Genomic DNA, 26470 nt, shown 5'->3' on the forward strand with positions numbered 1-26470 from the left:
AAATTCTCCCAACCGCTTATGCTTGTTCCTCACTTCTTCCAATCACATTCGCTAATTGAGCACTGACAGTATCTATGTAGAGATACACCCCGTCCCTGTCGCAGTGATACAGGTTGGAATAGCTTGTACTCTCATTCGGACTGATGGGGTTTGGCTCTACCACTTCAGTGGCTTCCAGCAGGCCGGCGCCCAGTTCTGCAGCGGCAGAAAGTGCTTTTTTCAGCACAGCAATCTGTCCATTGCTCCAAATCCTCTCCAGATCTTCACACACTTTGTGGTCCTGCTCCATGTCTTTGAGAAGCTGCATAACTTGATCCGGAGACAGATATACACCGGAGCAATAGTTTTCGATGATTCGGTTCTGCATGGGGTTTGGAAAGGAAACAGGAGTCACTTGACCCCATGAGGTGAAGTACCGCTCATATTCCGGCTTTTCTTCCGCCAGGAAAGAAAAAGCACTGCCTCTGGTGTAATAGTAATCCCGGAAAAAACCTTGGATCACTGCAATATAGAAACCATGGCTTTTGTCAAACAGCTCGTTGGATTCTGTTTCAGCCCCAACCCGCAGGGTATCCAGATATTTTTCTGCATAGAAATCCTCTATTCCATACTGTGCGGCGAGTGCCAGCACCTTTTCCTCCTGTCCCTGCTGTATCCAGGTTAAGGGAGTAAAATACCATTCCCGCATTTCCTCTGGTGAAATCGGGTGAAAGCTCACATCGTATCCCATAAAAAACCTCCTTAGTAATCCAGCAGGATTGGCACCTGCTGTTCCTCTGCAAACCGCATGGCCCGCCAGAACATGGAGAAGGCAAACTTTGCCAGGGATTGGGTGTCATACTGCGTGTGTTCTGGGATATCCGCCTTGCTGTACTGTCCATCTGCGTCTATGGTTCCGTCTGCCGGGTATCCCTCCGTGTCTGCCCAAGCAAGGATGGTATCCTCATCGGCCTGCCATGCCAGCTGGTTCAGCTTCTCCAGCTCCTTCCGCAGTCCACCCAGGGTGGCAATCATCGCCTGATCATCAGTGGGCAGAGGCGCCTGAAATAAGAAGGAATCCGGCAGAGGCAGCCACCAAGTTGCCCCACGGAACAGGGACCACACCCGCTCCTCGTCCGATGCAAGACGGGCGACCAGAGGATGCTCCCCAAAGTTCCAGTCCTTCTCCACAGTGGAAGGCACCGGCTCATTGTATGTATGGCAGGCGGCAACCAGCAGCATAGCGCCGAAGGCATCCCAATCCGGCTTGTCGGTGTAATAGGGCTTCTCATTATCCTCCGACCAGGGAGCATAGGGAGGCTGGCCCGGCTGAGAAATGGCGCTCAAGATCTGATCCCGCCAGTTCTCCACCGCCGCCTGGATCTCAGCCGGGGACATTTCTTCCTCGCTATCAGCAGCTTCTCCATCCGGCGTGATTTTTTGAAAGCCCCATCCATTTTCTTCCGCCCACTGCTGAACAACAGTTTTCCAGTTGTGAGAATAGTACCGGGTCAATGTTCCGGCGTAGATGTCAAGTCCCATAGTGATGCCTCCTTTTTTGCTTGGTCAAAGCCGTTCCAGGGTACAGTCGTGCCCGGAATGGTCGGTATCCAAAATGATTTCCACAATGGTGTCCATAGTCTCTTTCCCGAGATTACGGACGCTTTTTTCAAAGGCCAGCCACTGGATGTGGATGGGTTGTCCATACTCATGCCGCCCAAAACCGCCCCGGAGAATATCGTTGAAAGCGTTCAGGTTCCGACCGATCTTCCAGTCCAAACCGAATGTAAATACCCGCTCCACTTCGTCATAAAAACCGGCCATGCTGGAAAAGCGGCGGCCGTCGATGGTGATCTTCTGCCGCTGTGGTTGGTCTGCTTGCATGGTATCCCTCCGTCTTATAACATTTCATACAGCAGGGCAGCGTCGCCCTGCACCAGTTCCAGATGGGAGCGCAGCGTTTCAAGTCCGCTTTGCACCGCCTCGGTGGGCAGATCCCAGTCTGGGGCAATTTCAGCGGCCAGTTCCGGGAGGTCCTGCTCCCGCAGAGCTGCCAGCACATTAGACGCCAGCTCTCCCTCCAGCAAAGCGCAGTCCAGGGTGTCCTCCGTCTGGGGAGCGGGAAAACGGACATCCAGATCCAGCTCGCTCTCACACCAGTCCCAGATGGCCATATAGACCGCGCCGGAGCAGTCGCCGTTGGACAGTTCCTGCCGCCGGCCGTCTTTGAGAAGATAAAAGGATGCGATCTGTGACATAGTGGTTCCTCCTGTATGTTATTCTTTTTCCATCAGCCCTTCTGCCTGCATCCGGATCACATAGAAGGCCCGCACCCAGTCCAGCTCCTGCTCCATGGATTCCTCCAAAGCAAGCAGGCGGCGCTTTCCCAGCCTGCGGTCCAGAAGGGCAAAGACACGGACAAGCGGATTCTCGCTGGTAAGGCTTTTCTCGATGCTCTGGTTGTCAAATTCGTGAAATGCCTCATAGAAAAAAATGTTGTCAAAACAGCCGTCGTTCAGCGTCCCTTCATGGGCCATCCGGAAGGGGGCCTTCGGGTCGTCCTCTCCGACACCCTCCCGCCGCAGGGCCTGATATCTGTTCCAGTAGTTCTGTTCATAGGCGTAGTAGTTACTTCGCAGCACCTCCACGCCGTCCAGTCGAATGGCCGCCCGGCCTGTTTGGTCATGGCTTTCCCAGTAACTGGTGGCAAAATACTGGATGCGGCCCCGGAGCGCCGGGCACAGGTAGTCACTCTCCAGTTTGTTTCGGATTCCGCTCCAGGTTGACATAGGTACTTGTTTCCTTTCTGATGCCGTTGCGGGCGTTGCCCTTTCCGTAGAATTTGCCTTTTGTGTTTGAAGTGTTATCCGTTGAATCCGCCGACTTCAATTTTATATTTGCAGTCGACCTCGATACAAACTAAATGTCCCATGAAATAGTCGGGTTCCGCATCCAAATCGATGTAAAAGCCAGTTTCACTTCCATTTACAAATATTGTTACATTGTTTACGAATAGTGCTTTTACAAACTCATCTTCTGAAATCTTCCCATCTGCTTCCAGCGTTCCATCTTCGATCATTTCATTCACGACGTCTATACAGTCATCGTTCTCATCCAAAAATGCTCGGATAATGGTATCTTTATGGTCATTGACCCAATTTACCTTTTCCAAAACGATATCGCCTATATTTCCCTCTGTGCTCTGAAACTCAAGGAGAATTTTAGTCTTTCTATCCCATACGGTCCATTCTCCAACATGAAAGCCGAGTTTGCGGTCAAATACAAATTCCGTATTCCCCAAAATGATTTTATCCGGCATTTCGACCCTTTTCTTCAAAAACAGTCCCATAATACACCTCTAAAAGTTCCAATTTATTGTCCAGTATGATAGCCCATTCGATTACTGCTTTTGGAGATACTTCCGGAAGCATTCGATGAACTCCCGATTCCGCTTAGGGACATCGAACCCCTTCCGATGGGGAAAGAACCCCTCCCGTTCCACATCGTCCAGCAGCTTCGGCAAGTCGGAAAACCGGGCAAAGAACGGTAGTGCATAGTCCTGGATCTGCCCGGAAATCTCCTGGATGGAGCGTTCCCGCTCCAGCAGAGTAGATACCTCATAGCGGGGGAAGTCATCATACCGGCGGGTCAGTCGGGCGATGGAGGTACCCACGATACCATCATAGGTATCCGCCGTCCCTTCCTGCTCACTGCGCCACTGGGCAATCACCGGGGAACTCACATCGAAGAAGGCAGTAAAAGTGGTGGAGCCAAAGCGGATGGAGGGGGAAAAGTAAAAGGAGAACACAAAGATGCCGTCTTTTTTGTAGATGTCATTTTTGCTCTTGCGGTATTTGTAACCCAGCGGGGTCAGTGGCTCCGCGATCCGCTCACAGGTATAGACGAAGATCTCGCGGGGCTTGGTTCCCTTGGGAAAATCCTTCTTCTCCATGTTGCCACCTTCCTTCACTCATTTACCGTTCCACTCTCAACCGCCGCGTTGTTTTTATTGCTCATTAAGATACCTCGCCAGTTTCTTCTCCAGCAGTTCTGTCATATCATCACAGAGGCGCTTTACCTTGTCCTGCTCATGGGCGTAGTACCAGATGGTTTCCTCTCCGGGGCGGAGCAGGAGCTGGTCGCCATCCGCTTCTTTCCAGAACTCGCCCAGCACACAATACCGCTCTCCATAAATGGTCAGATCAAACATCCCGGAAAGGGTAAGGATCACGCCTGTGGATACATTGATGCCTGCGGTCAGCAGGAAAAACTCCCGCACCTGGGACGGGAGCGTGAAGTCCAGCGTCCTTTCTCGGCCTGCGATTTGCTCCTCCGTGGCGGCAGGCTGGATCTCATCAGTGGGGTCCAGCGCCTTTGCCAACGCCTTGGAGAACTTGGGGTAGCGTCGAAACATCTCCGGGTTGTCGGCCTTGAATTTCGCTTGCTTTTCCCGCTGCACCCGCTCCTGTTCCTTGCAGAAAGCGTCCAGCTCGGCCAGATACCGCTCCTGGTAGAGATTGCTGGCCTCAAATGCTGTGCCGCTCTTTTCCAGAATGGCGATGGCTCCCTTTTGGCTGCCAAACACCGGGACCCACTGAAAACCGTGTCGGCAGGGCTTCAGTTTCAGAAATTCACCCCGACTCAGCAGGGCTTCCAACTCCGTCTCATGTTCGTCCCACCAGTTCTGCCAGGTTTCAGGTGTTTCCCGTCCCTCAGCCAAGTCCAGGAGTTTTTCTGTCAATGATTCTTTGTTCATAGGTGTCCACGCTCTTTCTCCACCATCACGATACTCGTGATTCCAAGACTTCGCCATTATCGTTGATATAAGTGTAATGAATAAAATCCTCGTCCAAAAGCAACAGATATGGACTAAAAACTTCCCATGCATCATGATCGCTCATGATGTCAGAATATTTGCCAAATACATAAATCTCAAATAAGGCGTCTGTTCCCATTAAAAAGCACAAGTAGGCATTTCCATGGGGATATGGGCAAACTTCTTGGATCGCCAGCTGCCCCGGTTGCTTAAAATTGAGTTTTGAGATAAAGGTTTCAATTTTGAGTGCTTCCGCTTCATCCGCATATCGGTATTTTTGAGAAAAATGTTCGATACTTTTTGTGAGACGGTCCTTGTATTGCTGTATCTCTGCTCTTTTCTGTTTTATCTTGAGCTGCGCTCTTTTCTGAGCCAAAAGTTCTTTCCTCTCATGCTCCATAGGTCACTTCTCCGTTTCAGAGGGCGCAGGAATAGATGCTCATGGCCCCGTAATCGGTGTGCAGGACAAGTCCGCTCTTGGTAAAGGCAAAATTCACCTGCCGCACCACAAAGGGGTCGTCAATGGTGGCCAGCAGCTGGCCGCTTCCGGTATCCCACAGCTCTATGGGGGAGCTGCCACGATCCTGCTGAACGGCCATCAGGCTGCCCCTTGTCCTCACCGTACAGGTATCCGAAAAACTCAGCCCCTGCCGGACAGAAAATGGGAAAGGATTGTCCATCTCCTCTCCGGTCTGGGTCAGATAGAACCTGCCGCCCACTGAGAAACACTGGTCATCTGGAGAGAAGAAGGGATGCCAGCCCTCATTGGGAATCACTACTTTTTGGGCGGACTTCAGATCGACCAGCACATACTCACCCTCGGTGACGCGGTAGGCCGCTTTGCTCTGCCGGGGAGAGAGCATCCCAAAGCAGTAATAGGCAAAATTCGGGTCTTTTGACTTCTTGCATTTTACCATTTCCCGCCACACCTCCGTGTTGCTGCCAAAGTCAAAGGCGATGATCTCCTCGCCTGTGTACCAGAGGGCCAAGTCGCCGCTGGCATCCAGCATGGCCTTCATGCTGTTTTTCTTGTTGGCAAAGGGCGTGATTTCATGGGTGCGGAGTGAGAACTGCTGGAGAAGATAGCTGTTGTTCAGAAGAAGGGTGTCATTGGGGCAGAGGACCTGCTCATAGGTCATTCTCTTTGCGCCCAGGGAAACTGTTTCGAGGATCTCCCCGCTGCCATCGAAGTGATAGAGGGTCTCGTCCTCAAAATCTCCGACCACTCTCGTCAGGAAGAAGTCGTCCCGTGTGAGGGCGGCAGCCAAGGGCATAAAGCCGTTGCTGTCCTTGCCGACAAACCGATGGCACCGCGCCTGCCCAACAGCGGCATCCGGATTCTGATAGACAAATCCTTTCCGCATCTGGCCCATCATGGCGCTGGCAGCCTTGCTCTTGACCTGGAAGGCGGAGTCGCACAGGATCTCCTTGACCTTCCCGCCATTCAAGCAGGTTCGGATGGTATGTCCGTCAATTTCAATCCGCCACTGCTTATTTGTGGCGGGGTTGAGGAAGGTTTTTTCAATCATGGTTTTGGCCGTTCCTCCTTTCGGATCAGGATGCTTTTTCCCTCGGAGTTGATGCTATACAGGTCATCCAGATGGATGTGGAATCCATCCCCGCGAAGAGTTTCTGCCATACCCAAAGCGGCTTTCGCCAATAGGAGCAGCCCCGCCCGGTTTCCCATTAGCTCCAATTCATTTCCATCAGCATGAGTGGTAAAGGAGAGGTGGGCTTCCAGTTCCACTGGAAGGATGGGCAGTTGTTCATCATTCAGTTGAATGGTCAGTGTTTTGGGTTTCATCGCTTGTATCCCACCTTTTGAAAACTCCTCAATCAAAATCCATCCAGACCAAGTGTTTTCCGCAGTGGAGGCACTGGAACAGATAGCATTGCAGATGCCCGCCATTGACGGATTCCTGAATCATTTCCCTCTGCTCATCGTCCCACATGGGATCGTCCAGCACATCCTCCAGCACACCCAGCGCCCGCAGTTCTCTGGCACCCACATGGCCCAGATAGGCGCAGTAGTCGCCGCAGTGGGCGCGCCAGTATTCCTGCTGCCAACCGGAGTAGCCGGGAGTTCGGTGGATGAGCTCGTCCAACTGGGCCGGATTCTCCACGCCATCGTCCACGGAGCAATCGTCCTGGAAGCTGCCGTCATATTTCCGGGCCGCCTCGCCGCTGGAGATACACTCCGGGCACAGACACTCAATATCCTCCACAGCGTAAAAGGGGCCTGTATAGAAAATATGGGTCGTCTTGCCGCAGCAGTCGCAGGCAACGCCATCCGCGGACTCCTCAAAAGCGCCGGTTTCCAGCGGATTGGGGTGATACCGGAAGGTGGGCAGGCCCAGCTGAGCCTGCCGCTCCTTCTCTTTCTGCTTTTCCTGCGGCGTTTTGGGCTTGGGGAGAGCATAATGATTGCCCCAGTTTTCCGCATATTCCTTCAGCGTGCCCAGCCGCTTGAGTGTCTTTTTATCGGAACGATTTCCGATTTGGCAGAGCAGTTCGTAGGCATCCTTCTTGAAGTCCAGCAGATCATACACATCCACCAGCACTTCCTTGGCCTGTTTGTCTTCCGATAGCTCCAGTTTCTCCTTGAAGGTATAGAGAGCGCGGACACTGTCTGGATTTCCTTTTGTTTCTCGAAACTGTTTTTGGAGTTCAATATATTCCTTCAGATATTCGTTCATGGTCACAATCTCCCATCAATCCCACCAGAAGTACCAGACGGTGGACTGCCACAGGGCATCTGCCAAGGAGCCAATGCTTCCATCCTCATTCTGATCCAGATCCGGGCAGAAGCCATACAGTTCTACCGCCACATCCATGGCCTTCTCCTTGGGGACGGGGGCCGGAAGCAGGAACTCCAGCTCATCGTGGCTCATGGCGGCAGGAACTGCGCCGTACTGCTCGAACCAGTATTTGGCCGTAGCCATCAGGTCCGGTGTGTCGGGGCAGTCGTTCCAGTTTCCGAAGGGCAGGTATGCGAAGATCTCCCAGGGATTCTTCACCGGGATCTTGGCCAGGATGAGCGGATAGGTCATCTCCGTATCATCATCCCAGTAGCTGGAGAAGCGGTCGTTGGGTTCTCCGCCCTCCATCTCGCCCAGGATCTCCTCATCCCAGTCCATATCGTCATCCTCGGCTTCTTCCTTGCGCTGGCCGATCAGTGCCTCCAGGACCGCCTTGCTGTCCTTGACAGGTGCAGACAGTATCTTCTTCCGGTAGTCGGCTACCTTGTCCGGGTCGAAAGCATAGTCGTCCTCACCATCACTGTCCGGGTCGGAATTCATAATGAGGCACTCCCACAGGGTTTCGTCATCCGCCTTGATGAACACTGGCACAAAGCCTTCTTTGACACTTTCCCGTTTGGCATAGCTGTATGCCGACATGATGGGATCATCGTCCTTCATGGAGGGGAAATAGGTGCATTCACAGTCCAGATACTCCATCAACGCCTCAGCCAGTTCGGAGGGTTCCAGCGTGTCCTCGTCGAAGTCCTGTCCCTGCCAGTTGGTGAAGCGTTCCTCGATCACCTTTGCCATGGCCTGGTAGTAGTCCTCGTCAAATGGGATGAACAGTGGGGCCTTAAACTGGAACTCATCGGAGTAATACTTTTCTGGGCCGAGATATTCCAAGGCATAGTTTTCAATGTCACGGGGGAAATTTGGACTATCAGGTTCGCCATAGTAGTAAGAAGTAAATGCTCGCCCAACCTTATTGAACATCGGAACCATAATCTGCCCGTTCAGTTTGTCCCGAATAAACGCCCGCAGATCCACACTGGCAGGGTCGGCTTTGACCTGTTTGGCCACTTCGCCGTATTCGTTCAGAAAGTCCTCGCCCATCAGATCATGCTCTATGCACCAGCGGAGGTAAATGGCAAAGAGGTTATAAGCATTTATGGGGTCAACGGGCAGCCCCTTCTCCTCAATACTCTCGATATGATAGGAGGCATCGTCCATCTCACCGTCAAAATCATCATTGGAAAGGGTTCCACGAGTGATAGCATCCTGACGATCAGGCTCCACCACAAAGCTGATGCCGTTCATTTTGTCCAGCAGGGCATCCGCGTCATGGGCCAGCTTATATTCCAATTCATCCCGGTAGAGAGGGATCACCTGATAGAAGTTGACCTCCTCGCCGCTCGGCAGGATGCAGACCTCGCTGCCATCTTCGGTATCCTGGGGACCGGTCAGAATGGCAGCGCACAGCTTTGTATCCTTTGCAAAGTCCTCTTCATTGTCCATGGTATGGCCGAAGCCCAGCCAGGTATCGCTGGCAATGGGAAGGCGGGCCAGGGCTTTCAGCAGGCGAATGGGCCAGTACCATCGCTCATTCTTCAGGTCCTCACGCTTCAGTTTCCAGTTCCCCGGCAGCGCGATAGCAAGCTCCGCCCGCTCCAGCTTGTATTCGGCCAGTTCCTCCGGCACATTCATCCGGTGGGCACCCATACCCATGGTTACCAGGGTGTAGTAGTCCCGATCCCCAGAGGGCGGCACCACGCAGATGTCCACATGGATGTCCGGGGAAGACAGCTCGTGGAACACATTCTCAAACTTGCCGAAATACTGCTGAATGTGAGCCTCGACGGCCTCCATCTCCTCCTCGGTGTAGACCTCGGGAACACCGTTTTCTTCATCCTCGGGCACTTCACCGTCCGGGTCATCGTCATCATCGTCAGGGTCATTGTCCGATGACGCCCAGGAGATTTTCAGAGTCATCTGCTCCTCCGGCAGTCCGACGCCAGGGCTGCGGGTGATGGTGTGCTTATCATCTGCATCAAAACCGATGGTCTCCCCATCGTGCAGTTCCACATCATTCTCCAGCACATAGGACACAAGGCTGGCCAAAAAGTCCCGCAGATCGCTCGGCTTGGCATCGGTACCCAGTACCTCCATCTCGTCTTTGCCAAACACATCCAGACCGTAGGTGTAGCCGTTCATGCCATTCTCATCCCGCCAGAGGCCGAACCAGATCCAGTTGAAGATGGGCAGCTCGTCCTCCTGCATCATGTCGGCAAAGCCCTCATAGAACCGGGGCTCAAACACCACGCCGCTGGTGTAGATGCCGGTGGCATATTCCTGGCGGCAGCAGGCGGCAACCACCTTGGTGAACAGCTTGCCCTTTTCCAGCAGATCCTCCTCTTTACCCAGCACTGCTACCATCAGGTGGGCACGGTGCTTTTTGGCTACCTTGACCGCATCCTCCCACATATAGTTGTTTTCCGCATTGCCCTCGGCCTCGCCGCCGGGGATGGGATAGTTATTCAGGCTGACGGCGGCGAGCATATCGCCTACTTCAAACACCAGCGCGTCATCGTCCTTCTCCTCACTGGCGTCATATTCATCCACGACGATGTCCCACTTTTCCTTCATATCCCGGATGAACTGCTTTTTATCCCATTCTGCCTTGGACAGCAGCACGAAGCCGGTGAAGACGCCTGTGTGGTCACTCTCGTCCTCGGCTTCTGCCTCAGCTCGCTTTGCAATCTCCTCCTGACACGCTTGAATCACCGCCGGGGCGTCCTCGTCCTCAGGGTCCAGCTCGGCCCACCGCTGGGCGTAGGGGATGGCCTTTTCTTCCTGACCATATAGATACTGATAGGCATAGGCCATCCGCATATTCCACTGGGCCTTGTCCTGACCCTCTTCTTGGACGGACTCCAGCATTTCGATAGCTCGGCGCAGGGCCTTATCTCCCTTATAATTAGGGGGGACCTCCTTGTGGTCGCCCAGAATAGCGTAGTTCTCCAGCGCCCGTGCCATGGCATAGGCGGTGCGGTAGTTTCGCCAATCTTCCGGGATGGCGTTCAATGCCTGGATGCAGTGGGTGTATTCATCCTCGTCGTTCCACTGCTCCAGCTGCTGGAAAAATTCTTCTTCGTTCTGCGGGGTGTAAGGGATATAGTCCATGCCCGTCAGCGTCTCGTCCAACTCAGGGACCTGATCCTCATCGTCCGGTTCCTTCTCGGGCGGCGTTTTCAGATTCACAGTGCCTGCTTCCCGACGGAAGGTGTGGAAGCTGGCCCAGGGGATGTCGCTGCACTCGAAGAACTCCTTTGCCATCTGGAGCGCCGTCCGTATGTCCCAGGCGATGAAATCTACATAGCCGCAGAAAAGACCGGTAGCTCCGCCGATGAGGGTGAGCACCTCCGGTCCGTCCCCAGTGGTGAACACTTCCTCCAGCTTGTCCCGGAAGTCGAAGATCTTATCCGTTCCTTCTTCTTCCCGGAGGGTATCCAGGGGATAGCAGAAGAAGCCCGCCACTGCGCCGTCGGCATGGAGCGCGTCCATGAAGTCATTGTCGGCATCCAGATAGCCGTTGATGAGCGGCACGCAGTTGGTGGAGCCGGCCATCACATCCAGCCGCCAGTCGGCTTCCGGGTCTTTGTTGGGTTCCATTTTGTAGCCAAGATAGCTGTTCAGATAGGCTTCTGGGTCGGTGGAAAGGTTCGCTCCCTTTTCTTTCAGTTTGTCAGGCAGCTGGGACAGGAGGAATGACTGCTCCGCCTTGGGCTCCTCCAGCACATTGAAGTCATCAATGTACCACATGTGGGAGATCTCGCCCAGCACTTGGTCGGTGAGGGTGGTGAGCATCCACCAGACCCGGCCTTCCGCCTCCCGGAGCATGGGCAGCAGCTTTTCGCAGTAGGCGGAGATGGCGAAGCTGTTTTCACCCTGCTCCTCCAGCCAGATCTGCACATCATCCCCGGAGATGTCCCATCCATCCTCGGTACGCAGACCGATGTTCTGGAGGGGCTGACGGCCCACCAGGATGTTCCAGTGCTCCAGCACCTCCTTGGGGGCGTGCTTCTGGAAGTAAATCAGCTCAAACAGCTTGACCTTGTCACCCTCCGGGGTGAGGATCAACTCATGCTTTTCGCCATTGAAGCCCATCTCGAAGGAGATTTCGTCAAACGCCTGGTTCAAAGCTCCTTCCATTTGGGCCACGATTTCGGCGCCGCGGGTGTGGTCTTTGTCGTCGTCCATCATCTGGCGCAGCTCCGCTTCCATCTCGGCAAAGGTTTCCCACCAGTCCTCTGTCCGTTCCCGGAAGCACTCCGAGAACTGTGGCAGAGAAATGCGGTGCTCGCAGTCATCAATGAGTTTTTGGGTGTCCTCGTCTCCAGGAAGTTTCTCCAGTGCCTTGCGGAAATACGGCAATGCCCGGCCCTCCTGGTCCAGAAAGTAATAGGAATATCCCATACGGAAGTTCCAGCAGTGGTCTTCCGCAAAGTATTCCTCATGGGGCTTGAGCAGAGCGATGGCCTTTTTGAGCATCTCTTTGCCGCCTGGCTTATATGGGTCTGCCAGATTGTTATAGGCGCGGGCCAGTTCGCTGTCCATCTCCGGGGTACGCTCCCCAGCAGGGATGGCCTCCAGCGCGTCAATGATTTTCTGATATTGGCCCTTTTCATGCCACTTCTGGCACTGCTTCAAAATGTCCATATCCGGGTCCTCCTCGTCCTCATCCGGTTTCCAGTCTTTGATCTGCTGGAACACGCCATTTTCATCCCGCTCAAAGGCGCAGGGGGCGGGGGTGTTCAGCAGAGGAATGATGTCGGGATCGTCGTTGCAGATTGTGTTCAGCTTGTAAATCCCGGCATTGTTGGGATCGTCCATGTACTCCTCACTCTCATCACCGGCGGTGAAGCGCCAGCCGCTGTCCCAGTCGCCGTCCGGCTTCTCCCGGTAACAGTAGCCAACCTTGCAGCCCTCCACCGTGATGCGGTTGGTGGCAATGCAGCCATCGGCACCCTTCCAGTCAGGGAGCAGAGATTTTACATCCTCCGCTTTCACATGGTAGTCCCGGTTGCGGCCAGCGGCCTCGTACAGCTCCTTCCGCAGCGCCTCCACATCCCGAGCCATCTCCTGAATCTCCTCGTTGTCCATCATCTCACTGAGGTCATATTCCAGCGGATTCTGGGCAAAATCCGCCAGTGCCTTGTTCATGGCGTCATGCTCCTCTGGCGTGACGGTGATGCGGATGCGGCGGGCAGGGGTGTTGTACTCGTCCAGATCCTGAAGGTTTACACTGCCGCTGACGCTGCACTCCAGCAGGATGGCGGCCAGATCAGTGACCACATCAATGGCGAAGTGGAAGTCCATCTCCACGCCATCGGAGTGTGTAAACTCCAGATACTCCACGGTCTGGCGGAAGTCCCAGTTCTGCTTGTCCAGCCCGATCTTGGCGAAAATCTCGCTGAGGGGGATTTCCTCTTTCTTCTGGTCTTCTAAAAAGGCCACAAGGTTCAGGCTGTCGTCCGAGCCTCCGATAAAGTTGCCCCAGTATTTTTTGATATACATGACCATCCTCCTCACTTGCGCGTCAAAGTTCCGTTATCAATAAGGGCAGCCTCCCGGATGCGCCGGAGGGATTCCGGCTCCAGCAAAAACTCCCGCAGGTTCGGGTCCTCAAAGAAGGACATGGGACGCACCTGCGTCGGCCCGGCAACCGCCCACAGCCGCGATGTTGCCAACCGCTCCGCTGTCTGGAGCGCCTTCTCCTGCTCGCCCAGATAGAGATAGCGGGCGATTGCGTCCCGATAGGAGGAGTCAGCCATGGGCACGCCTTGAATCTCCTCAAAGAGATCTACGGCATCCCTGGCGGTTCCGAACATACAGCAGTGGTTATAGAGCTTCCGCCTGGCATCGGGATCGTCTGGCGAGAGCTTTTTATTCTGTTCCACCAGCTTTGCCCAGAGCTGCTCCTTCGTTTGAGGTTCCTCCGGTTCATGGTAGGGGTAGTTCTTGTCGTTGTCCGCAAAGGGCATAACGCCCCGCTTGAGGTAGTCCATCAGAATGTCACAGAACCGATCCCGCTGGGGGAGGCCGTTCTCAGCCCGGATGCGCGCCTGTTCTTTCATCAGCGCCTCAATCAGTTCCTGCTCCCGGTGGAGCTGGATGGCGGCCACCGTCATGGCAATCATGTGTTCATCGCTCACATTGCTGTAATACCACTCCTCCAGCCAGGGAAGGATGGTCAGATCCAAAGCCAGCGCCTTTTCATAGTCCAGGTTGAAATAGGCGACCTCAGCCTTGACCGCTGCTACCTGATGGGGGTATTTATCGGAAAAGGATTCCAGGGTATCCAAGGCCCCTTCTTTGCCATCCATGATCTCATAGCAGACCATGCGGGCTTTCTTGGGAAGTTTCACGACATCCATGTTGACGCCTCCTTCAGTCTTTTTTCTGTAAATAGTAGGTTCCACACCGGCCCCACAGCCGGGTGTCCAGATTTTCCTTTTTGATATCTGCCATCTGCCGAAAGACCGGCTTGATTGCCTATCAGCAAAGACAGTCGAGGCTGTCAGCGGCGGCTCATGAAATGTGCAGTTCATCTTGACCGTTGCTGGCTCGGTTGGCTTTGCTATCTCCCCGATAAATGGGAAGTTATCGACCTGTTTTTGATAGTCTGTTCTGCAAGAAGATAACAGCGGCTTCATGTACTTCTTCTCTTAATTCGCCCTGTGTAGGACTTTTTGCAATCCTCTGTATATCTGAGAGAATACAATTTATGCTCTCATCGGAAAAAAGAGGTACCAGACAGGTGATAATCCAATACTTCCATATGTCGTCTTTTTCATGTGGACTTAAAACTCTATGAATTAAAGGGACAAGGGCTGATTGGTGTAAAGCGAGCACCGGCAAAATATCACCAGCAACAGGCCAATTACAGTCCTGTATCCACTCCAAAAGAGAGGGTAATATCGGCTCAATCTCATTGTCAGTAAGGTGTTTTAGCCTCTCTATATTTGAACTATCAAATTTATTTTTTGGCACTAAGTCGTGAATATCTGTCATATTAGCTCTTAATCTCCATCTCAAATATTATTTTGTCGTTCTCCAAATACTTTTTTCTTTCTTAAAGAAGACGGAGCGTGTTGTTCACCTTGTCTGTACCATACGCGGTACGCATGGCATTCACTCCTCTAAGCGTTTCAGGTACGGAGCAGGGACCACCTTTGTCAGCCACACTCCATTGGCGGATAAATAAAAGAGATATCCGTCGCGGTGCATCTGTCCGGCATCCACCAGGTAAATCACAGGCTGGCCGTGCCGTTGGCCTACTTTTTCGGCGGTTTCGGGATCTGGGGACAGATGGACATACAGGCGGCTTTGGGGAAGCAGTCCCTGGACCTCGATGGAGGCGGCAAACCGCTGGGCTGTTCCGTGGTACAGCGTCTCCGGTGGTTCAGTCACGGGGAGTTCCACATCCACCTGAATGGAGTGGCCCTGGTTGGCCCGGATTTTTTTCCCGTCCTCGCTGAAGGAATACCGCTGCTTTTCATCACTCCGCACGATTTCCTCCAGAATGTCCCGGTTGATGGGGTATTTTCTGCTGATACCCGCCAGCAGCGCATTGACATCCGCCCAGCCATGGGTATCCAACTTGATCCCAATAACCTCCGGCTTGTGCCGAAGGATCAAGCTGATATACTTGCTGATCCTTGTAAGATCGGGTGTTGTTTCTCTCATGGTGCCCTCCGCATTCTCAAATTGCCTCCACCCGGATAATAGGCCGGTAGAAGTCATAGTCGCCGTTTAGTTCCTTGTCTTCCTGCACTTCCGGCTTGTAGTGGGGCGAACAGGGCAAGAAACCGAGGAAAATTCCAAGTCCGCCGCAGATGCTGCGCCCGCCATCACCGCCGCAGGTGGTAAACTGCTCGGCCTTCACGACCTCCCGCATATAGGGGTCATAGGCGATGGACACTCCGAAGAAGTTGGGCTCCTCCATATCGAAGGGCTTGTCCTCATCCTCTGGGCTTTCGAAGTGGTGCAGGTGCATGGAGTAGTCCATTCCATCCCCCCAGGGGAACAGGGTGCGGCACCCTCCGCCGCACAGATAGGCCCACTCGTCCGCTGTAGGCAACGAAAGCCCCTGCTTTTCCAGCCCGGCAAGGAGTTCATTGTAATCAGTGCGGTTATAGATACAGATCTGAAAGCCCTTTTCCGTCCGCTCAATGCGGGCTGACTGGTGCATAGTAAGGCTGTCAAGGTCGCTCCAGGCAAACTCCCGGAACTGCTTCAGCCAGTCAGGATGGGCGGTCAATCTGGGATCGTCCATTGTGACCAGCTCCCAGCACAGTTCCTCCAACTCCCGGCCCACCAGCATAGGGCCAATAGCTGCCTGCCGAACGGGAGCCATGCTTTCCCGGATCATCTCCTCTGGGTCCTGTTCCATCTCCCATTCCTGGAACAAATAGTCCAGTTCCTCCCGGCTGTCCTGACTGAGCCCTATGGCGAACCGTTCCCAGCCCAGGGTGACGGTATCGCCGGGAACGAAAACATACTCCCGGCTATCTTTCTCGAATATGCCGGTGGTACAGTTCTGGCCCCAGCGATCAAAGGTATGTAGACCGAGAAAGGTCATATTATAACGAGCAGCCAGGCGTTCCATCAGCGCCTGTTTCTCGGTGGTTTCCAGTTGATCGAATTGGGTGCGGAATAAATTTTCGTTCACAGTAGTCCTCCTTCGATCCTTTCTGCGTGTTCCAGCAGATAGCGCCGGCCATCCTGCTTGGCCTGCTCCAAGTATTGTGGAAGCAGGCCGGAATGGATGGCATCCAGCGAGACCAGAACAGCGATCCGCTGGTATTCCTGTAATTCGAGGGGATAACAGTTCCGCTCCCAGAACAGCGGAGCGAACTGTTCCACACAGTCAGGACGCAGAGCGGGCATCGCCAAAAGAGCCCGACGGCTCACATATTCATTGGGGTCCTTTGCGAAGTCCAGGATCATGTCTTTGATTTCCTGGCTGCACGGACATTCTGGCAGATACGCGGCAAACTGCCACTTGGCCTCACTCTCATTGGAGGCTGCGGCCCTGCGGCAGAGGCACTCGAACCATTGGGGATGGGAAGTGGTCTCCTGTATAAACCCCTCCGCTTCGTTGTCCCTGGCGATCAGATAGACCATTTCATCCAGTAAGACGCTATCTGCTGTTTCTGCATCCATTTGGGTCAACACATGGCAAAAGGCACTGTAAGTATCATTCCAGTATGGATAATCGACTTCCCACTCACCGCCGAGCTCCTCGCTGGTTTTGCCGGGATAAGTGGCTTCCTGCCATTGATGGAACTTTATTGCCTGCTCCAGCAGGCGTTCACGAATGCCCTTTGCCATGTGCTCACCTCACAATTTTCCGAAATGGTCCAGATATAAATCCCGCACAGAATAAGGGCCTACAAGGTTCGTTTCCTGCCGGCCATCCCAGGAATACACATGAATTTTGCCCTCGTCCCCAATGTACTGTTGCTCCTCAAAGGGTGCGGGAAAGGGAAAACTTTCCACCATGCTCCAGTCAATCTTGGGTTTCAGCCCATCAAACTCCTCGCGTTTGAGCCTTTTGAAGTTAAACACCAGTGCTGCCCCAATCCCATCAAACAGCAAGTCTGCGTATTCTCTGGGGGTGATGCTCTCGCTCACATTGGCGGCATCAACATTCACATCCAGAACCTTGTTGCCGCAGTTTGTCCAGATTTTATCAGGAGAGAACCAGGTGGTGCGTTCCTCAGAACCTGCAAAGTCCTCACGGGGATACCATCCGTTTGCGCTGTCCGGCTTGACGCCTTCCCGAAGCGTCCCGTTGTACGGGGAAAGCGGATAATATCGGTGCCGCACCGAATCAAATCGGCCAAAGGCAATTTTCAGCAGATACTTGTGCTTTTCGCTGCGCATGAGCTTATGGGGCTTCACGATATGTTCTTCGATCAAACTCCAAATGTACTCATCCACACGGATGGATACACGGGGACGGCTGAATAGTGTGATTTTGTTGGTGTCTGTATCCACATTGAGCCAGACACGATTGATCTCAACCATTGTCATTCCTCGCTTTTACCAAGTACCCCGCCATAGAGAACACCGTTTTTTCCGAGGAACAGCATCTGGCTGCAAAGCAGGCTGCACTGCTCCACAGCGACTTTGTTTCCATCACAGGTGGGAATAGCCTCCCGCTTTTGCCCAAGGCGATCACCATGAGCGGTAAGGAAGTAGAATTTGTTATGTTCCTGATACCCGCCCTGAAACAGAAAAGTATCACCAGACGGGGCAACAGAAAAAGCTCCGCTTCCTTCGATTGGCAGTTCAAACACAAGATCCTCTTTGAAGTTCGTCCGCACCAGCCGGAATTCATCGTAATAATAAAACCACAGGTTTTCTTCTTCGTCCAGGCTGATGGCATAGCAGTCATAGATGGAATACTTCTCATTCTTCCAGAGAGGAGTCCCCTCCGATGTCCATGCAATCAGGCCGCAAGCACCCAGAGGTTCATCCCAACCGTAATTACCAAATACACCTTCGTCAAAGTAGCTGGTAATGATGGTGCCATCTTTTTTTACCACACAGTCTTGAATGCCATCCCCCAGGCAGAAGCGGGACAGCACAGCTCCGTCCCGGCTGACGATCCAGGCGTTCTGGTCGGGGCCGTTTTCCCGATAGGCGCATCTTGCCCCCAGCAGGAGGAAGTGATCACCTGCGGGCCGCAAATAATGGAACTGGAACTTCAAGAGGCCAAGAGGAAACAGCGTCGTTTCCAGCACCCGCTGTTCCGCCCAATCCAGCTGGATTTCCACTGCGGTATAGGTGGAAGGAGTGCTGAGCCAGTCCTTACCCTGTGTTTCGGTCGGCTGTTCCATGAGAAGATAGACTTTTCCATCTCTTGCCGTGAAAAAGTCTGTCACTTCTGTGCCCTCCAGATTGTTTTCCCGGCGCAGCTGGTCCAGGTCAATGATGGAGAACAACGGCAGATTTTTGGCTTTTAAGGATTTGTTCATAGGGACTCCTCCTGGTTACTTTAACGCTCCATCATAGGTGTGAGTTTCCCAGATGGCCTCAAATTCCGCTTTCTCTATTACACAGGCGTGGAACTCCTCGCCCCAGACATGGGCGTTCAATTCCTCCACGGTGGGGATCGGCGTGATCTCGATGGCGCCGTCGTAAAGGTCAGGGATGTTGCGGGTGCGGCCATCCGGAAAAATGTCAATGGAGCGGAGGGCCGGCCGCTCATTTTCGGTATCCACTTCATAGAGGATGACCGCTGGTTCACCCTCCGGTGCGCCCTCCCAAAAGAGCTTGATGTACTCGATCATTCCATTTCCCTCATTTGAACCAATGCCACCCCGTCATGGTGCCGGTTACCTCATCGATCTGTACCGCAATATCATAATTGCCGCGACAGCCCAGCAAGGCCGCAAGATGATCATTTTCCATAATCAAATCATAAAACTCAACCGCTATACCTTGGAATTCCTCTGGGATCTCCAGCACAGAAAAGGAATCCACTGACTGAGCATTTTGGAAAAATTCAATGGCCGTTTTACTGCATTTTACGATAATCCCTGTTTGAGTGGTCAACTCTTTCATGCTTTCGCTGCCTCGCTCATGTTCAGATACATCCCCATCGTTTTTTCATCGGCACAGGCCGCCCGGATCATTTTGGCCAGCATCATCAAATCGTCGATGTATTGGGAGTACACGCAGAACACATCCTCGTCGGAGTCGAAGTGAAACAGATCCTCGCCGCTGTTGCCTTCCTCGAACTCTTGGATCACACCCCAGACCAGCCGTTCCCAGTCTCCGCTGTTGCCGGTCAGTCCCAGCCGGCAGAATTCTTCTACCCGGAATCCGTCGCTGATTTTCAGCAGAAGTGAGATCGCATAGGGGTGGTGGGGAATGAGAAAGAATGGCGCGATCTGCTCTGGCTTCACCCAGATTTTGAAGGGCGGGCGCGGATCGGGTATCCAGGGCAGTATTTCCCATTCATCATCCCGTCTATTTCCGTATTGGCATAGGTCTTTCATGTAATCCCTCGCTTTCTGGCACATCAGCAGCCCAGTTGTCCTCCGTTTACCGGGCGGAAGATCCTGCGGCCCGCCAGCAGTTCCTCCAGCTTTTTGGCCAGCGCCTCTACAATGGCATGGCAGGGATTCTCAATCCCCACGATCTCCAACTTTTGCAGCTCGACGCAGTGGAGCGTTCCATAGAAGCCCAGCATGAAGTCCGTCAATTCAGCAATCATCTGGTAGCCTTCCATGTTGCTCACATCCGTCTGACCTTCTTTTGCGGTCATCAGCCCAATGATCCCCACCGCCACGGTAAAGGCACCGCAGCAGGACTGCTCAGTCTGCATCCCAAGGCCCATGACGGAGAACATTTTCCGGGTCTCCTCGGACAAATTCAGATGGTAATATTCATTGCAGGCCATGAACATCGCCTCGGCGCAGGTCAGTTCCGTGCCGATGTGGTAGTGGTTGACCAGTTCATAGAGTTTCATTGTTGCCATACCATACTCCAATCGCAAAGCATTTCATTCTGTGTCACCCGGCGCAGCTCGTCCCGCACTTCCATCAGCGCAAAGCCCAGCAGATTTTGTCCCCGCCACTTCATGGGGTCCTGAGCCTCCGGGGAGCTGGCCGCGAGGCGGATGCCCCAGATGGCATCATAGGGGCTGGCCTCCACCAGCACGCTGTCCCCGGTGGAAAGGAGAAACTCCCGCAGTTCGCGGTTCTGGCTGAATTTGTGCCAGTTGCCAAGCAGCACAATGGCGTACTTGAACTTGTCCCATACCTTCTGCTCAAAGCCCCGCACCTTGCGGCCCAGAGCCTTGATCTGCTTTTGGTCGCTGCATTTCAAAATCTGGTCCCGGATCTCTTTGTCGCCGAACAGTTCGGCCTTGGCAGCCATCATATACTGCTCCATGCAGAGGTAGGAGTCAGCCGTCGTATAGAAGTCCTCCATCCACCACTGGCTGAGGCAGCTTTTTGTCAGCTGGCCGTCCTCGGCTGGCTGATGGCCCCAGAACAGGCACAGCTCTTGCGTTCTCCCGGCGGCAAACTCCTGCTGGAGCCACTGGCGGGTGTACTTGGGCTGGCCCTCCGGCTGCCACGCATCCACCAAGAAGTCACCATGCTCCAGCACCTCGCTGCTGTCCTCGTCATCCCACCAGCCCTTCCAGGTCACCGGCTCGGGAAAGAGAGTGCGGTATTCCGTCCGCTCCTCCGGGGAGAGGGTGTCCAGCCAATCGCCAAATCGGTCTATGTAATCCTCCCCATAGCCCATGCGCCAGCCAATGGAGTATCGCTCGATCTCCCGGTGGGCCAGCCAAGGGGGAGGCATTATTTTCTTATCTTGTAGAGCCATAGGGTTTGTCCTTTCTTATCCGAGCAGTTTCTGGTTCCATTCTTCTTCTGTGACCAGTTTATTCAGGATATAGAAGTGCTTATCATCCCTTGAGAGACTCTTTTGTGCATTCACGATTCGCCAGGATTGCAAGTCGGCTTTCGGCAGCAGATAACCGCCCCAGAAGATGGACTTGGCATCCCATGCGAAATGGGCGTCATTGTTGGAAACGAAGGTGGCAGGGTCTGCTTTTTTCAGTATCTTGATCTTGCCGGCAAAGTTTTCATAGTACACGGCCTTGCTGTCCTTGGCATATCCGTAGGGAATCCGCACTCGGATGGGGCGCTGTGTCCCATCCGACATGGTCCGGATATGTTCAATCAGTTTGACTCCATCATCACAGACAACGAAAGAGCTGATGTCCTCTGGTTCAAACCGGCCGCCGGTGGTCCAGACACTTTTACAATCCCTGGCGTAGCAGTTGTTGAGTGCCGTGAACGAGGCGTGATCCACATTCCGCAGCTTGTGGCCATGGAGAAAACAGTGTTTGCTATCCTTGGCAAAGAGCCGATTGAACCAGACAAAATGCTCTACATCCCTGGACGCCTGGTCAAAATACCAGTAGACCATTTTCCCATCCGTCCAATAGGTCAGCATCTCCTGCGCATCTTCATCATAGAACAGTGGGTTGCTGTCGATGTCAGGCAAAGTCATATAGTCCACATCTATGTATTTTGGCGGCTTGGGAAGTGGGTTTCTAATCGATTCCATGGTGTTCACCTCATTCAATGTCGTTTCGTTCTTCTTTCATATCCAGTGGAACGCCGTCCAGGGATGTGATCTGTGCCAGCTCTGCTTCAGTCAGATTTTTCAGGGAAATGCAGTATTCGTCCGGGTGGCCTCCCACAAATTCCATTTTAGGCATCCCGATCTGCTCCGGGTCGGTGATCCACAGGCAAGGCTCTCCCGTCGCCCAAAAGCGCGTCAGGGTAAGAATTTGGCCATTGTAAATTACTGCCTGGTCCATCCTAACCCCTCCTCAAAAATCTCGAAGCTCATCAAACTTCTCAATCAGAGCACCTTTCTGGAGCGTATCGCCCGGCAGGGCATCCAGGATACCCCGCAGGGCCATGTAGATTTCATCCCGTTCCTCGGTTTCGATAAAGCCCATCTTGTTGAAGGTCTGGGTATAGGCTGTCACCGCATCCAGCGCCTGGGACTGGGCGTCCTCGCCCGGTTCAGCGGCCAGCTTCATCAACTGGGAACGGGTCTTGCGGTATTGATTGGCTGCCTTTTTCGCAGCGGAGGTGGGAATATGCTCCGCACCGTCCCAGCCCCGGAAGGGATTGTCCAGGTTTTGCGCCAGCCACTCTGGTTTCCGGGGCTTGGTAATCCGCAGATCCATTCCCGGCTTGCTTTTCCAGAGCTGTTTGGCCGCTTTTGCCGACTTCTCCGGCAGGCTGGTCATCCAGAACCAGCGAAGCTCCGGCATCTGCTCCGGGGTGGGGATGTCATCCGCGCCGAAGCCGAACAGGTCGAAGGTGGATAGGTTCGTCAATTCCCGGAACCCTCCCACGGCGGAGAAGTTTCCCAGGTTTCCCGGCGCGCCCCAGAGCCGCAGTTCCTTCAGGTGGGGATGGACAGCAGCCAGCCCGGTCAGTTCAAAGTCCTTCAGTTCGATGCCATGCAGCCCCCGTAGGTTCGGCAGTTCCGTGTGCGGGCGGTATTCCCCGATAAATTGGAGAGTCAAACCGCCGCCATCTTCGGGGGCATGGATGGCACAGGCGTCCGGTCCCTTGTTCTGGAACAGGAGCTGCTCCGTTCCCTCACACAGCCACAGTTCCTCCAGCCCGGTCATGTCCAGCATCAGCTTTCTGATGCTGGTGCCTCGCAGATCGAGTGTCCTCTGACCGTGGCTGAGCAAAGTCACTTCATCAACAAAGGGGTTTTCCTGCAAAAACTCCAGCAGATCCGGGTGCCACCGCTCGCAGATAAGGGTAGAGAGGCAGGGCAGCGCCTTTAGTTCCAGCGCCGAATCGAATGGTTCGTACTGGTCCGTCACCCGATGGCTGCTGACCTTCACCGGGATACCGCCGATTTCCGTTTTCTCTTCGCTCTCCATGGCCTCCTTGAAGGCCCGCCGCCGTTCCTCCGGAATGGCCTGCCACCGGATCTGGAGGTACACATCATAGCCGTCACTCCAGCTGCCATAGGAGCGGCAGGACTGGTCGGTGAAGGGCGGAAGTGTGCCCACCAGCTTATACTGGGGCGGGACCTCCAACGGTACCCGCAGCAGATGGAGGTCGCGGGACCAGTACATGAAGTCCTTGTAGAGCGGGCGGAGATGGGGCAGTTCCTCCGCAGTCAGAGGGGCGTCGCCCACCCAATCCAGAGAGAGGACCACCGCCCAAGATTCTTTGCTCACCGTGTCCGGCGGCGCAATATAGGCCACCTGGCAGGCGGTGTAGCGTTTCAGATATTGGTTATAGACTGTATAGACCTCTCCGGCTTGTGCTCGCATACCTGCGCCTCCCTCTGATACCTTATAGTCCTGTTCGCTGCCAGCCGTCCAGCCGCTCCTGCACCGCGTCGATCCTCCAGCCCTCGCCCACACGCTTCATGAGGAAACGGCGGTCAAAGCCGGTGTTTTTCTCCCTGGTGTAGATGTAGAGCTTGTTCTTGGTGATCTGCTCCGCGTCAAGGAATTCTTCTCCGTTGTAGGTGCCCTGGGCACTGTATGAGAGGCCCAGAGGCCGGTAGCCCGGACGGGGCTTTTCGCTCACATACTTTTCCCAGATCGCCAGCAGGCGGGGCACAGCCTGGGCATCCTCAAACCCGGCCTGCTCCATGTACTGCTCCCATTCTGTCATCTCGGCAAAGAAAGCGGACAAGATTCTGCGACATTCTTCCGCCGCCTGCCCGTCCAGTTGGACGGGCTTTTTTGCCTTTTCCCGCTGGAGCTGGGAGAAGTTTTCCATCTGCTCCTTGGTGAATTGCACATGGGCCACCGGCTCAATGCGGTTGTTGCCAGCGATGGCCAGTAGGCCCTCATAGGTAACGGCGGTATGGTCTATCTGGATGTGGGAGAGTTTGGGGATGGAGGCCGCCTGGAGTAGTCCGGCATCATCCAGCCCGGTGCGGTTGAGAGTGATAAGATCCAGCTTGCAGCCTTGCAAGGCGGACAGACCGCTGCCGTGGATGGCGGCATTGCCGTCCAGCAGCAGATAGCGCAGCTTGGGCATAGCGGAAAAAACGGGGAAACAGGCGTCAGTGAGCGCGCCGTCCTCCACGCCGAAGTTGGCCATGCTTTTATGGCTGGCAAAGGGGGCAAGCAGTTCATCCGTCATCGGATAGCCTTTCACATGAAAGCCCACCAGGGTGTAACCGGCCAGCCGCTCCATGATCTCTGCGGTCAGCTCCGGGACTTCAAATTGCTTTTCTCCGTCTAAGGTCAGGACACCACTTGCCCAGTCCGCTGTCCGCGCCCGTTTTGGCCATTCCATCGCTACTTCCCTCCTTACGCCTGCTCCTTGTAGCTGGCTTCAATGTCGATGAAGCGCACATACACGGCGCAGATTTCACCTTTCGCGTCATAGCCGAAGTAGACCGGATAGTAGCCGTCCCCCCAGCCAGAGGCAAAGATGGGCAGATTGCAGTCCGTGTCCGGTACCGTCCAGTTGAGCCAGTCGCCGTAGTCCCCCTGATATTTGGGGTGGGCTTTGGCGTTTTCCTCCAGAAGGTCGCAGAACAGGTCATTGTAGGGGTCGATGTCCGGGTCTTCTTCCAAACGCTTGGCCCAGTAGGTCTTGAAGGCCGCCTGAGTCTGGATGTCTGCAACACAGCCCATTCCAGCGTCTACGCCAAAGCCAAAATACTCGTCCTCGCCCAATTCCTCGTCCAGATCCTCTTTGCCGGTCATGCCCAGCTCATAGCGGACAGGCTTTTCCCCGCTGACCTCCACCTTGACACAGGCATAGCGGTCACCATATTTTTCACTGGGCACCACACAGATCTTCACCGGATAAGTCCCGGCGGGGATTGTCTGTATAAAGGGCGGTGTGTCCTCCAGCTCCACCAGCGGATCGCAGGCGAAGATCGTCCCGGTGGGAAAATGGACGGTGCCGATGTCCAGCACATCCACGCCCATATTCCCAATCACTTTCTCTGTGAAATGGGCGTCCAGGTCCGTTTTGCAGGCCAGTTTGTCCTTAATCGATTCGTATTTGTTCAGCCACTCGGCAGTCGGCATGGGAGTTCCCTCCTGTTGATTCGGTTTAAGCATCGGTCAGCTCTCTACAATGCGAACCTGTTTTCCTCCAATTTCAATTTCCAGCTTTACGCCGTAGTCCTCCGCCCATGCGGGGCACTTGCTGAGCAGGGCCAGGATGCGCTCATCCGGCTCCCGGTCAAGGGTCACACGCAAAATCACGGACCAATCCCCATATTCCTTTTGAAATTCCTCGCTTTGGGTGTGGTTCAGATAGCCCTCCATCTTGTCCAACAGAGCCGTCTGTGTTTCCGGGGAGCCGTCAATGAATCCGTTGCAGACGAGGGCCATCAAAACTTCCTTTGTCTCAGTTTTTTCCGCCAGAATGTCGATCTTATCCAGGTCGCCAAACATATTTTCAATGGACATCGTTTTCACCAGTCCCTTTCCCGGATGGCCTCCTCCATATCAATGGGAATGCCAAACCACTTCAAAATGTAGTCTACAGTGACGCCGATGCAGTCCCGGGCCACCGTTTCGATCTCACTGTCGTTCTCGTCAAACTCCTCCTGGAGATCATTGATGCCGCAGACCGCCTCATCCAGCTTTTCCTGCACCACTTCGGTGTCGGTTTCGCCGCTCTCCAGCAGGTCGATGACTTTTTGGAGTTCGTCCTTTACCTTGTCTACCAGAAAAGCAGGATAGTAATCGTCCTGATACATCTCGTCCAGCAGTTTGTAATTGGGGTCAAATGCTTTCATAGGGATTGCTCCTTTCTCATTCAAACATCAAGCCATCTGATTCGGTCAAACTTCCATCGTCCTCATGGAATATACACTGGTACAGAGGCTCACGCTGTGTTGCTTTGCGGAATCGCTCCAGAACCGGTGCCATCGGCTCGTCGGTAGGGATACCGAGAGCATCAGCTACCCGCTGCCAGCTGTCCATATCCATATCTTCCAAGTTGATGTTGCGCTGCCTCTGTCCGTATTCCTCCAGTGTTTTGGAGTCCACATACTCCTTTGCGTCACAGCAGTCGTGCCAGCAGATGCAGCTCACGATCAGTGAAAAAAGGTCATCCATGCTCTCAGCCAGACGCCCCGCTTGACCTTCGCTACCGTTATAGCCGATGGAGCCATCCTCCAGCAAATGGTATTCACCGCCTGAGCCATCTCTGGCAAAGGCCATACCGGGCAGTGAGAAGGTGTATCGGCCTTCCGCATCATCCCTTGGGGACAACTCATCCAGCAGGAAGAAGTCAAAAAGGGAATCAAACTCCTCTGCCAAATCGGGGTTTTCATGCAGTACTTTCAAATAATCCATAGCCGTATTCCTCCG

The 26470-nt window shown here is 54.0% G+C and carries 33 protein-coding genes; all 33 read right to left on the reverse strand.

The features are described 5' to 3' along the window. Positions 1-16 precede the first annotated feature (16 nt). Positions 17-730, reverse strand: coding sequence for a YjfB family protein (locus tag INF37_RS05285; RefSeq protein ID WP_193536910.1), 714 nt, complete (start codon positions 728-730; stop codon positions 17-19). A gap of 11 nt (positions 731-741) precedes the next feature. Next, the gene (locus tag INF37_RS05290; protein WP_193536912.1) at positions 742-1521 is read right to left on the reverse strand and encodes a hypothetical protein; all 780 of its coding nucleotides are present in this window, start codon (positions 1519-1521) and stop codon (positions 742-744) included. 24 nt (positions 1522-1545) lie between these two features. Then, positions 1546-1863: a barstar family protein gene (locus tag INF37_RS05295; protein WP_193536914.1), complete on the reverse strand. Its 318-nt coding sequence runs from the start codon at positions 1861-1863 to the stop codon at positions 1546-1548. 14 nt (positions 1864-1877) lie between these two features. Beyond that, positions 1878-2237, reverse strand: coding sequence for a hypothetical protein (locus INF37_RS05300; RefSeq protein WP_193536916.1), 360 nt, complete (start codon positions 2235-2237; stop codon positions 1878-1880). Positions 2238-2255: 18 nt separating this feature from the next. Next, entirely contained in the window at positions 2256-2768 is a 513-nt protein-coding gene (locus INF37_RS05305) for an SF0329 family protein (protein ID WP_193536918.1), read from the reverse strand. A 74-nt stretch (positions 2769-2842) separates the two neighbouring features. Continuing rightward, the gene (locus tag INF37_RS05310) at positions 2843-3328 is read right to left on the reverse strand and encodes a DUF2262 domain-containing protein (protein WP_021630239.1); all 486 of its coding nucleotides are present in this window, start codon (positions 3326-3328) and stop codon (positions 2843-2845) included. A 51-nt stretch (positions 3329-3379) separates the two neighbouring features. Beyond that, a complete protein-coding gene (locus INF37_RS05315; protein ID WP_193536920.1) occupies positions 3380-3931 on the reverse strand; it encodes a DUF4304 domain-containing protein in 552 nt (183 codons plus the stop codon). Between the two features lie 54 nt (positions 3932-3985). Further along, positions 3986-4735, reverse strand: a complete 750-nt coding sequence (locus tag INF37_RS05320) for an SMI1/KNR4 family protein (protein WP_193536922.1) — start codon at positions 4733-4735, stop codon at positions 3986-3988. A 25-nt stretch (positions 4736-4760) separates the two neighbouring features. Next, positions 4761-5195 (reverse strand): hypothetical protein, encoded by a 435-nt coding sequence (locus tag INF37_RS05325; protein WP_193536924.1) that lies wholly within the window; start codon positions 5193-5195, stop codon positions 4761-4763. Between the two features lie 16 nt (positions 5196-5211). Continuing rightward, complete coding sequence (locus INF37_RS05330; RefSeq protein ID WP_193536926.1) at positions 5212-6324, reverse strand: hypothetical protein; 1113 nt, start codon at positions 6322-6324, stop codon at positions 5212-5214. After that, on the reverse strand, positions 6321-6599 hold the full coding sequence (locus tag INF37_RS05335; protein WP_055270457.1) for an Imm32 family immunity protein: 279 nt from the start codon (positions 6597-6599) through the stop codon (positions 6321-6323). The genes INF37_RS05330 and INF37_RS05335 overlap by 4 nt, the downstream gene beginning before the upstream one ends. 28 nt (positions 6600-6627) lie before the next feature. Then, positions 6628-7491: a CbrC family protein gene (locus INF37_RS05340; RefSeq protein WP_117546231.1), complete on the reverse strand. Its 864-nt coding sequence runs from the start codon at positions 7489-7491 to the stop codon at positions 6628-6630. A gap of 15 nt (positions 7492-7506) precedes the next feature. Further along, complete coding sequence (locus INF37_RS05345; RefSeq protein WP_193536928.1) at positions 7507-13110, reverse strand: immunity protein Imm33 domain-containing protein; 5604 nt, start codon at positions 13108-13110, stop codon at positions 7507-7509. An 11-nt stretch (positions 13111-13121) separates the two neighbouring features. Then, positions 13122-13970, reverse strand: a complete 849-nt coding sequence (locus tag INF37_RS05350) for a hypothetical protein (protein ID WP_087290193.1) — start codon at positions 13968-13970, stop codon at positions 13122-13124. 226 nt (positions 13971-14196) lie between these two features. Continuing rightward, positions 14197-14607, reverse strand: a complete 411-nt coding sequence (locus tag INF37_RS05355) for a DUF5071 domain-containing protein (protein ID WP_118642056.1) — start codon at positions 14605-14607, stop codon at positions 14197-14199. Positions 14608-14727: 120 nt separating this feature from the next. Beyond that, positions 14728-15282, reverse strand: coding sequence for an RNA 2'-phosphotransferase (locus INF37_RS05360; protein WP_193536930.1), 555 nt, complete (start codon positions 15280-15282; stop codon positions 14728-14730). Positions 15283-15298: 16 nt separating this feature from the next. After that, on the reverse strand, positions 15299-16267 hold the full coding sequence (locus INF37_RS05365; RefSeq protein WP_193536932.1) for a hypothetical protein: 969 nt from the start codon (positions 16265-16267) through the stop codon (positions 15299-15301). After that, positions 16264-16929: a hypothetical protein gene (locus INF37_RS05370; protein ID WP_193536934.1), complete on the reverse strand. Its 666-nt coding sequence runs from the start codon at positions 16927-16929 to the stop codon at positions 16264-16266. The genes INF37_RS05365 and INF37_RS05370 overlap by 4 nt, the downstream gene beginning before the upstream one ends. 9 nt (positions 16930-16938) lie before the next feature. Then, entirely contained in the window at positions 16939-17628 is a 690-nt protein-coding gene (locus tag INF37_RS05375) for a hypothetical protein (protein WP_235964228.1), read from the reverse strand. A gap of 2 nt (positions 17629-17630) precedes the next feature. Further along, the gene (locus INF37_RS05380) at positions 17631-18581 is read right to left on the reverse strand and encodes a hypothetical protein (RefSeq protein WP_193536938.1); all 951 of its coding nucleotides are present in this window, start codon (positions 18579-18581) and stop codon (positions 17631-17633) included. Positions 18582-18596: 15 nt separating this feature from the next. After that, positions 18597-18896, reverse strand: a complete 300-nt coding sequence (locus INF37_RS05385; RefSeq protein WP_193536940.1) for a DUF6881 domain-containing protein — start codon at positions 18894-18896, stop codon at positions 18597-18599. A gap of 10 nt (positions 18897-18906) precedes the next feature. Next, positions 18907-19170 (reverse strand): S6 modification enzyme RimK, encoded by a 264-nt coding sequence (locus INF37_RS05390; RefSeq protein WP_129872284.1) that lies wholly within the window; start codon positions 19168-19170, stop codon positions 18907-18909. Continuing rightward, on the reverse strand, positions 19167-19607 hold the full coding sequence (locus INF37_RS05395) for an immunity 51 family protein (RefSeq protein ID WP_193536942.1): 441 nt from the start codon (positions 19605-19607) through the stop codon (positions 19167-19169). The genes INF37_RS05390 and INF37_RS05395 overlap by 4 nt, the downstream gene beginning before the upstream one ends. A gap of 23 nt (positions 19608-19630) precedes the next feature. Beyond that, positions 19631-20089 carry a C-GCAxxG-C-C family protein gene (locus INF37_RS05400; protein WP_235964229.1) on the reverse strand — a complete coding sequence of 153 codons (459 nt, stop codon included), beginning with the start codon at positions 20087-20089 and terminating at the stop codon, positions 19631-19633. Continuing rightward, positions 20077-20946 carry an NADAR family protein gene (locus INF37_RS05405; protein WP_193536944.1) on the reverse strand — a complete coding sequence of 290 codons (870 nt, stop codon included), beginning with the start codon at positions 20944-20946 and terminating at the stop codon, positions 20077-20079. Before INF37_RS05405 ends, INF37_RS05400 begins: the two co-directional genes overlap by 13 nt. 15 nt (positions 20947-20961) lie before the next feature. Further along, positions 20962-21696, reverse strand: coding sequence for a DKNYY domain-containing protein (locus tag INF37_RS05410; protein WP_193536946.1), 735 nt, complete (start codon positions 21694-21696; stop codon positions 20962-20964). 10 nt (positions 21697-21706) lie between these two features. After that, on the reverse strand, positions 21707-21952 hold the full coding sequence (locus INF37_RS05415) for a hypothetical protein (protein ID WP_193536948.1): 246 nt from the start codon (positions 21950-21952) through the stop codon (positions 21707-21709). Positions 21953-21964: 12 nt separating this feature from the next. After that, positions 21965-23446, reverse strand: coding sequence for a hypothetical protein (locus INF37_RS05420; RefSeq protein ID WP_193536950.1), 1482 nt, complete (start codon positions 23444-23446; stop codon positions 21965-21967). A 22-nt stretch (positions 23447-23468) separates the two neighbouring features. After that, positions 23469-24428, reverse strand: coding sequence for an NTF2 fold immunity protein (locus INF37_RS05425; protein ID WP_193536952.1), 960 nt, complete (start codon positions 24426-24428; stop codon positions 23469-23471). Positions 24429-24442: 14 nt separating this feature from the next. After that, positions 24443-25174 (reverse strand): DUF4241 domain-containing protein, encoded by a 732-nt coding sequence (locus INF37_RS05430; RefSeq protein WP_456239154.1) that lies wholly within the window; start codon positions 25172-25174, stop codon positions 24443-24445. Positions 25175-25210: 36 nt separating this feature from the next. Continuing rightward, positions 25211-25561, reverse strand: coding sequence for a DUF6572 domain-containing protein (locus INF37_RS05435; protein WP_328821044.1), 351 nt, complete (start codon positions 25559-25561; stop codon positions 25211-25213). A gap of 5 nt (positions 25562-25566) precedes the next feature. Next, complete coding sequence (locus tag INF37_RS05440) at positions 25567-25893, reverse strand: DUF5713 family protein (RefSeq protein WP_193536958.1); 327 nt, start codon at positions 25891-25893, stop codon at positions 25567-25569. Between the two features lie 16 nt (positions 25894-25909). Next, the gene (locus INF37_RS05445; protein ID WP_193536960.1) at positions 25910-26455 is read right to left on the reverse strand and encodes a hypothetical protein; all 546 of its coding nucleotides are present in this window, start codon (positions 26453-26455) and stop codon (positions 25910-25912) included. Positions 26456-26470: the final 15 nt, after the last annotated feature.

Origin of the sequence: Pseudoflavonifractor gallinarum, from assembly GCF_014982855.1 — a bacterium.
Lineage (GTDB): Bacteria > Bacillota > Clostridia > Oscillospirales > Oscillospiraceae > Pseudoflavonifractor_A > Pseudoflavonifractor_A gallinarum.

Excerpts from the sequence above, each read along its gene's own strand:
- INF37_RS05285 (WP_193536910.1), bottom strand. The coding sequence starts at position 730 with ATGGGATACGATGTGAGCTTTCACCCGATTTCACCAGAGGAAATGCGG.
- INF37_RS05290 (WP_193536912.1), bottom strand. The coding sequence starts at position 1,521 with ATGGGACTTGACATCTACGCCGGAACATTGACCCGGTACTATTCTCAC.
- INF37_RS05295 (WP_193536914.1), bottom strand. The coding sequence starts at position 1,863 with ATGCAAGCAGACCAACCACAGCGGCAGAAGATCACCATCGACGGCCGC.
- INF37_RS05300 (WP_193536916.1), bottom strand. The coding sequence starts at position 2,237 with ATGTCACAGATCGCATCCTTTTATCTTCTCAAAGACGGCCGGCGGCAG.
- INF37_RS05305 (WP_193536918.1), bottom strand. The coding sequence starts at position 2,768 with ATGTCAACCTGGAGCGGAATCCGAAACAAACTGGAGAGTGACTACCTG.
- INF37_RS05310 (WP_021630239.1), bottom strand. The coding sequence starts at position 3,328 with ATGGGACTGTTTTTGAAGAAAAGGGTCGAAATGCCGGATAAAATCATT.
- INF37_RS05315 (WP_193536920.1), bottom strand. The coding sequence starts at position 3,931 with ATGGAGAAGAAGGATTTTCCCAAGGGAACCAAGCCCCGCGAGATCTTC.
- INF37_RS05320 (WP_193536922.1), bottom strand. The coding sequence starts at position 4,735 with ATGAACAAAGAATCATTGACAGAAAAACTCCTGGACTTGGCTGAGGGA.
- INF37_RS05325 (WP_193536924.1), bottom strand. The coding sequence starts at position 5,195 with ATGGAGCATGAGAGGAAAGAACTTTTGGCTCAGAAAAGAGCGCAGCTC.
- INF37_RS05330 (WP_193536926.1), bottom strand. The coding sequence starts at position 6,324 with ATGATTGAAAAAACCTTCCTCAACCCCGCCACAAATAAGCAGTGGCGG.
- INF37_RS05335 (WP_055270457.1), bottom strand. The coding sequence starts at position 6,599 with ATGAAACCCAAAACACTGACCATTCAACTGAATGATGAACAACTGCCC.
- INF37_RS05340 (WP_117546231.1), bottom strand. The coding sequence starts at position 7,491 with ATGAACGAATATCTGAAGGAATATATTGAACTCCAAAAACAGTTTCGA.
- INF37_RS05345 (WP_193536928.1), bottom strand. The coding sequence starts at position 13,110 with ATGTATATCAAAAAATACTGGGGCAACTTTATCGGAGGCTCGGACGAC.
- INF37_RS05350 (WP_087290193.1), bottom strand. The coding sequence starts at position 13,970 with ATGGATGTCGTGAAACTTCCCAAGAAAGCCCGCATGGTCTGCTATGAG.
- INF37_RS05355 (WP_118642056.1), bottom strand. The coding sequence starts at position 14,607 with ATGACAGATATTCACGACTTAGTGCCAAAAAATAAATTTGATAGTTCA.
- INF37_RS05360 (WP_193536930.1), bottom strand. The coding sequence starts at position 15,282 with ATGAGAGAAACAACACCCGATCTTACAAGGATCAGCAAGTATATCAGC.
- INF37_RS05370 (WP_193536934.1), bottom strand. The coding sequence starts at position 16,929 with ATGGCAAAGGGCATTCGTGAACGCCTGCTGGAGCAGGCAATAAAGTTC.
- INF37_RS05375 (WP_235964228.1), bottom strand. The coding sequence starts at position 17,628 with ATGGTTGAGATCAATCGTGTCTGGCTCAATGTGGATACAGACACCAAC.
- INF37_RS05380 (WP_193536938.1), bottom strand. The coding sequence starts at position 18,581 with ATGAACAAATCCTTAAAAGCCAAAAATCTGCCGTTGTTCTCCATCATT.
- INF37_RS05385 (WP_193536940.1), bottom strand. The coding sequence starts at position 18,896 with ATGATCGAGTACATCAAGCTCTTTTGGGAGGGCGCACCGGAGGGTGAA.
- INF37_RS05390 (WP_129872284.1), bottom strand. The coding sequence starts at position 19,170 with ATGAAAGAGTTGACCACTCAAACAGGGATTATCGTAAAATGCAGTAAA.
- INF37_RS05395 (WP_193536942.1), bottom strand. The coding sequence starts at position 19,607 with ATGAAAGACCTATGCCAATACGGAAATAGACGGGATGATGAATGGGAA.
- INF37_RS05400 (WP_235964229.1), bottom strand. The coding sequence starts at position 20,089 with ATGGCAACAATGAAACTCTATGAACTGGTCAACCACTACCACATCGGC.
- INF37_RS05405 (WP_193536944.1), bottom strand. The coding sequence starts at position 20,946 with ATGGCTCTACAAGATAAGAAAATAATGCCTCCCCCTTGGCTGGCCCAC.
- INF37_RS05410 (WP_193536946.1), bottom strand. The coding sequence starts at position 21,696 with ATGGAATCGATTAGAAACCCACTTCCCAAGCCGCCAAAATACATAGAT.
- INF37_RS05415 (WP_193536948.1), bottom strand. The coding sequence starts at position 21,952 with ATGGACCAGGCAGTAATTTACAATGGCCAAATTCTTACCCTGACGCGC.
- INF37_RS05420 (WP_193536950.1), bottom strand. The coding sequence starts at position 23,446 with ATGCGAGCACAAGCCGGAGAGGTCTATACAGTCTATAACCAATATCTG.
- INF37_RS05425 (WP_193536952.1), bottom strand. The coding sequence starts at position 24,428 with ATGGAATGGCCAAAACGGGCGCGGACAGCGGACTGGGCAAGTGGTGTC.
- INF37_RS05430 (WP_456239154.1), bottom strand. The coding sequence starts at position 25,174 with ATGCCGACTGCCGAGTGGCTGAACAAATACGAATCGATTAAGGACAAA.
- INF37_RS05435 (WP_328821044.1), bottom strand. The coding sequence starts at position 25,561 with ATGTCCATTGAAAATATGTTTGGCGACCTGGATAAGATCGACATTCTG.
- INF37_RS05440 (WP_193536958.1), bottom strand. The coding sequence starts at position 25,893 with ATGAAAGCATTTGACCCCAATTACAAACTGCTGGACGAGATGTATCAG.
- INF37_RS05445 (WP_193536960.1), bottom strand. The coding sequence starts at position 26,455 with ATGGATTATTTGAAAGTACTGCATGAAAACCCCGATTTGGCAGAGGAG.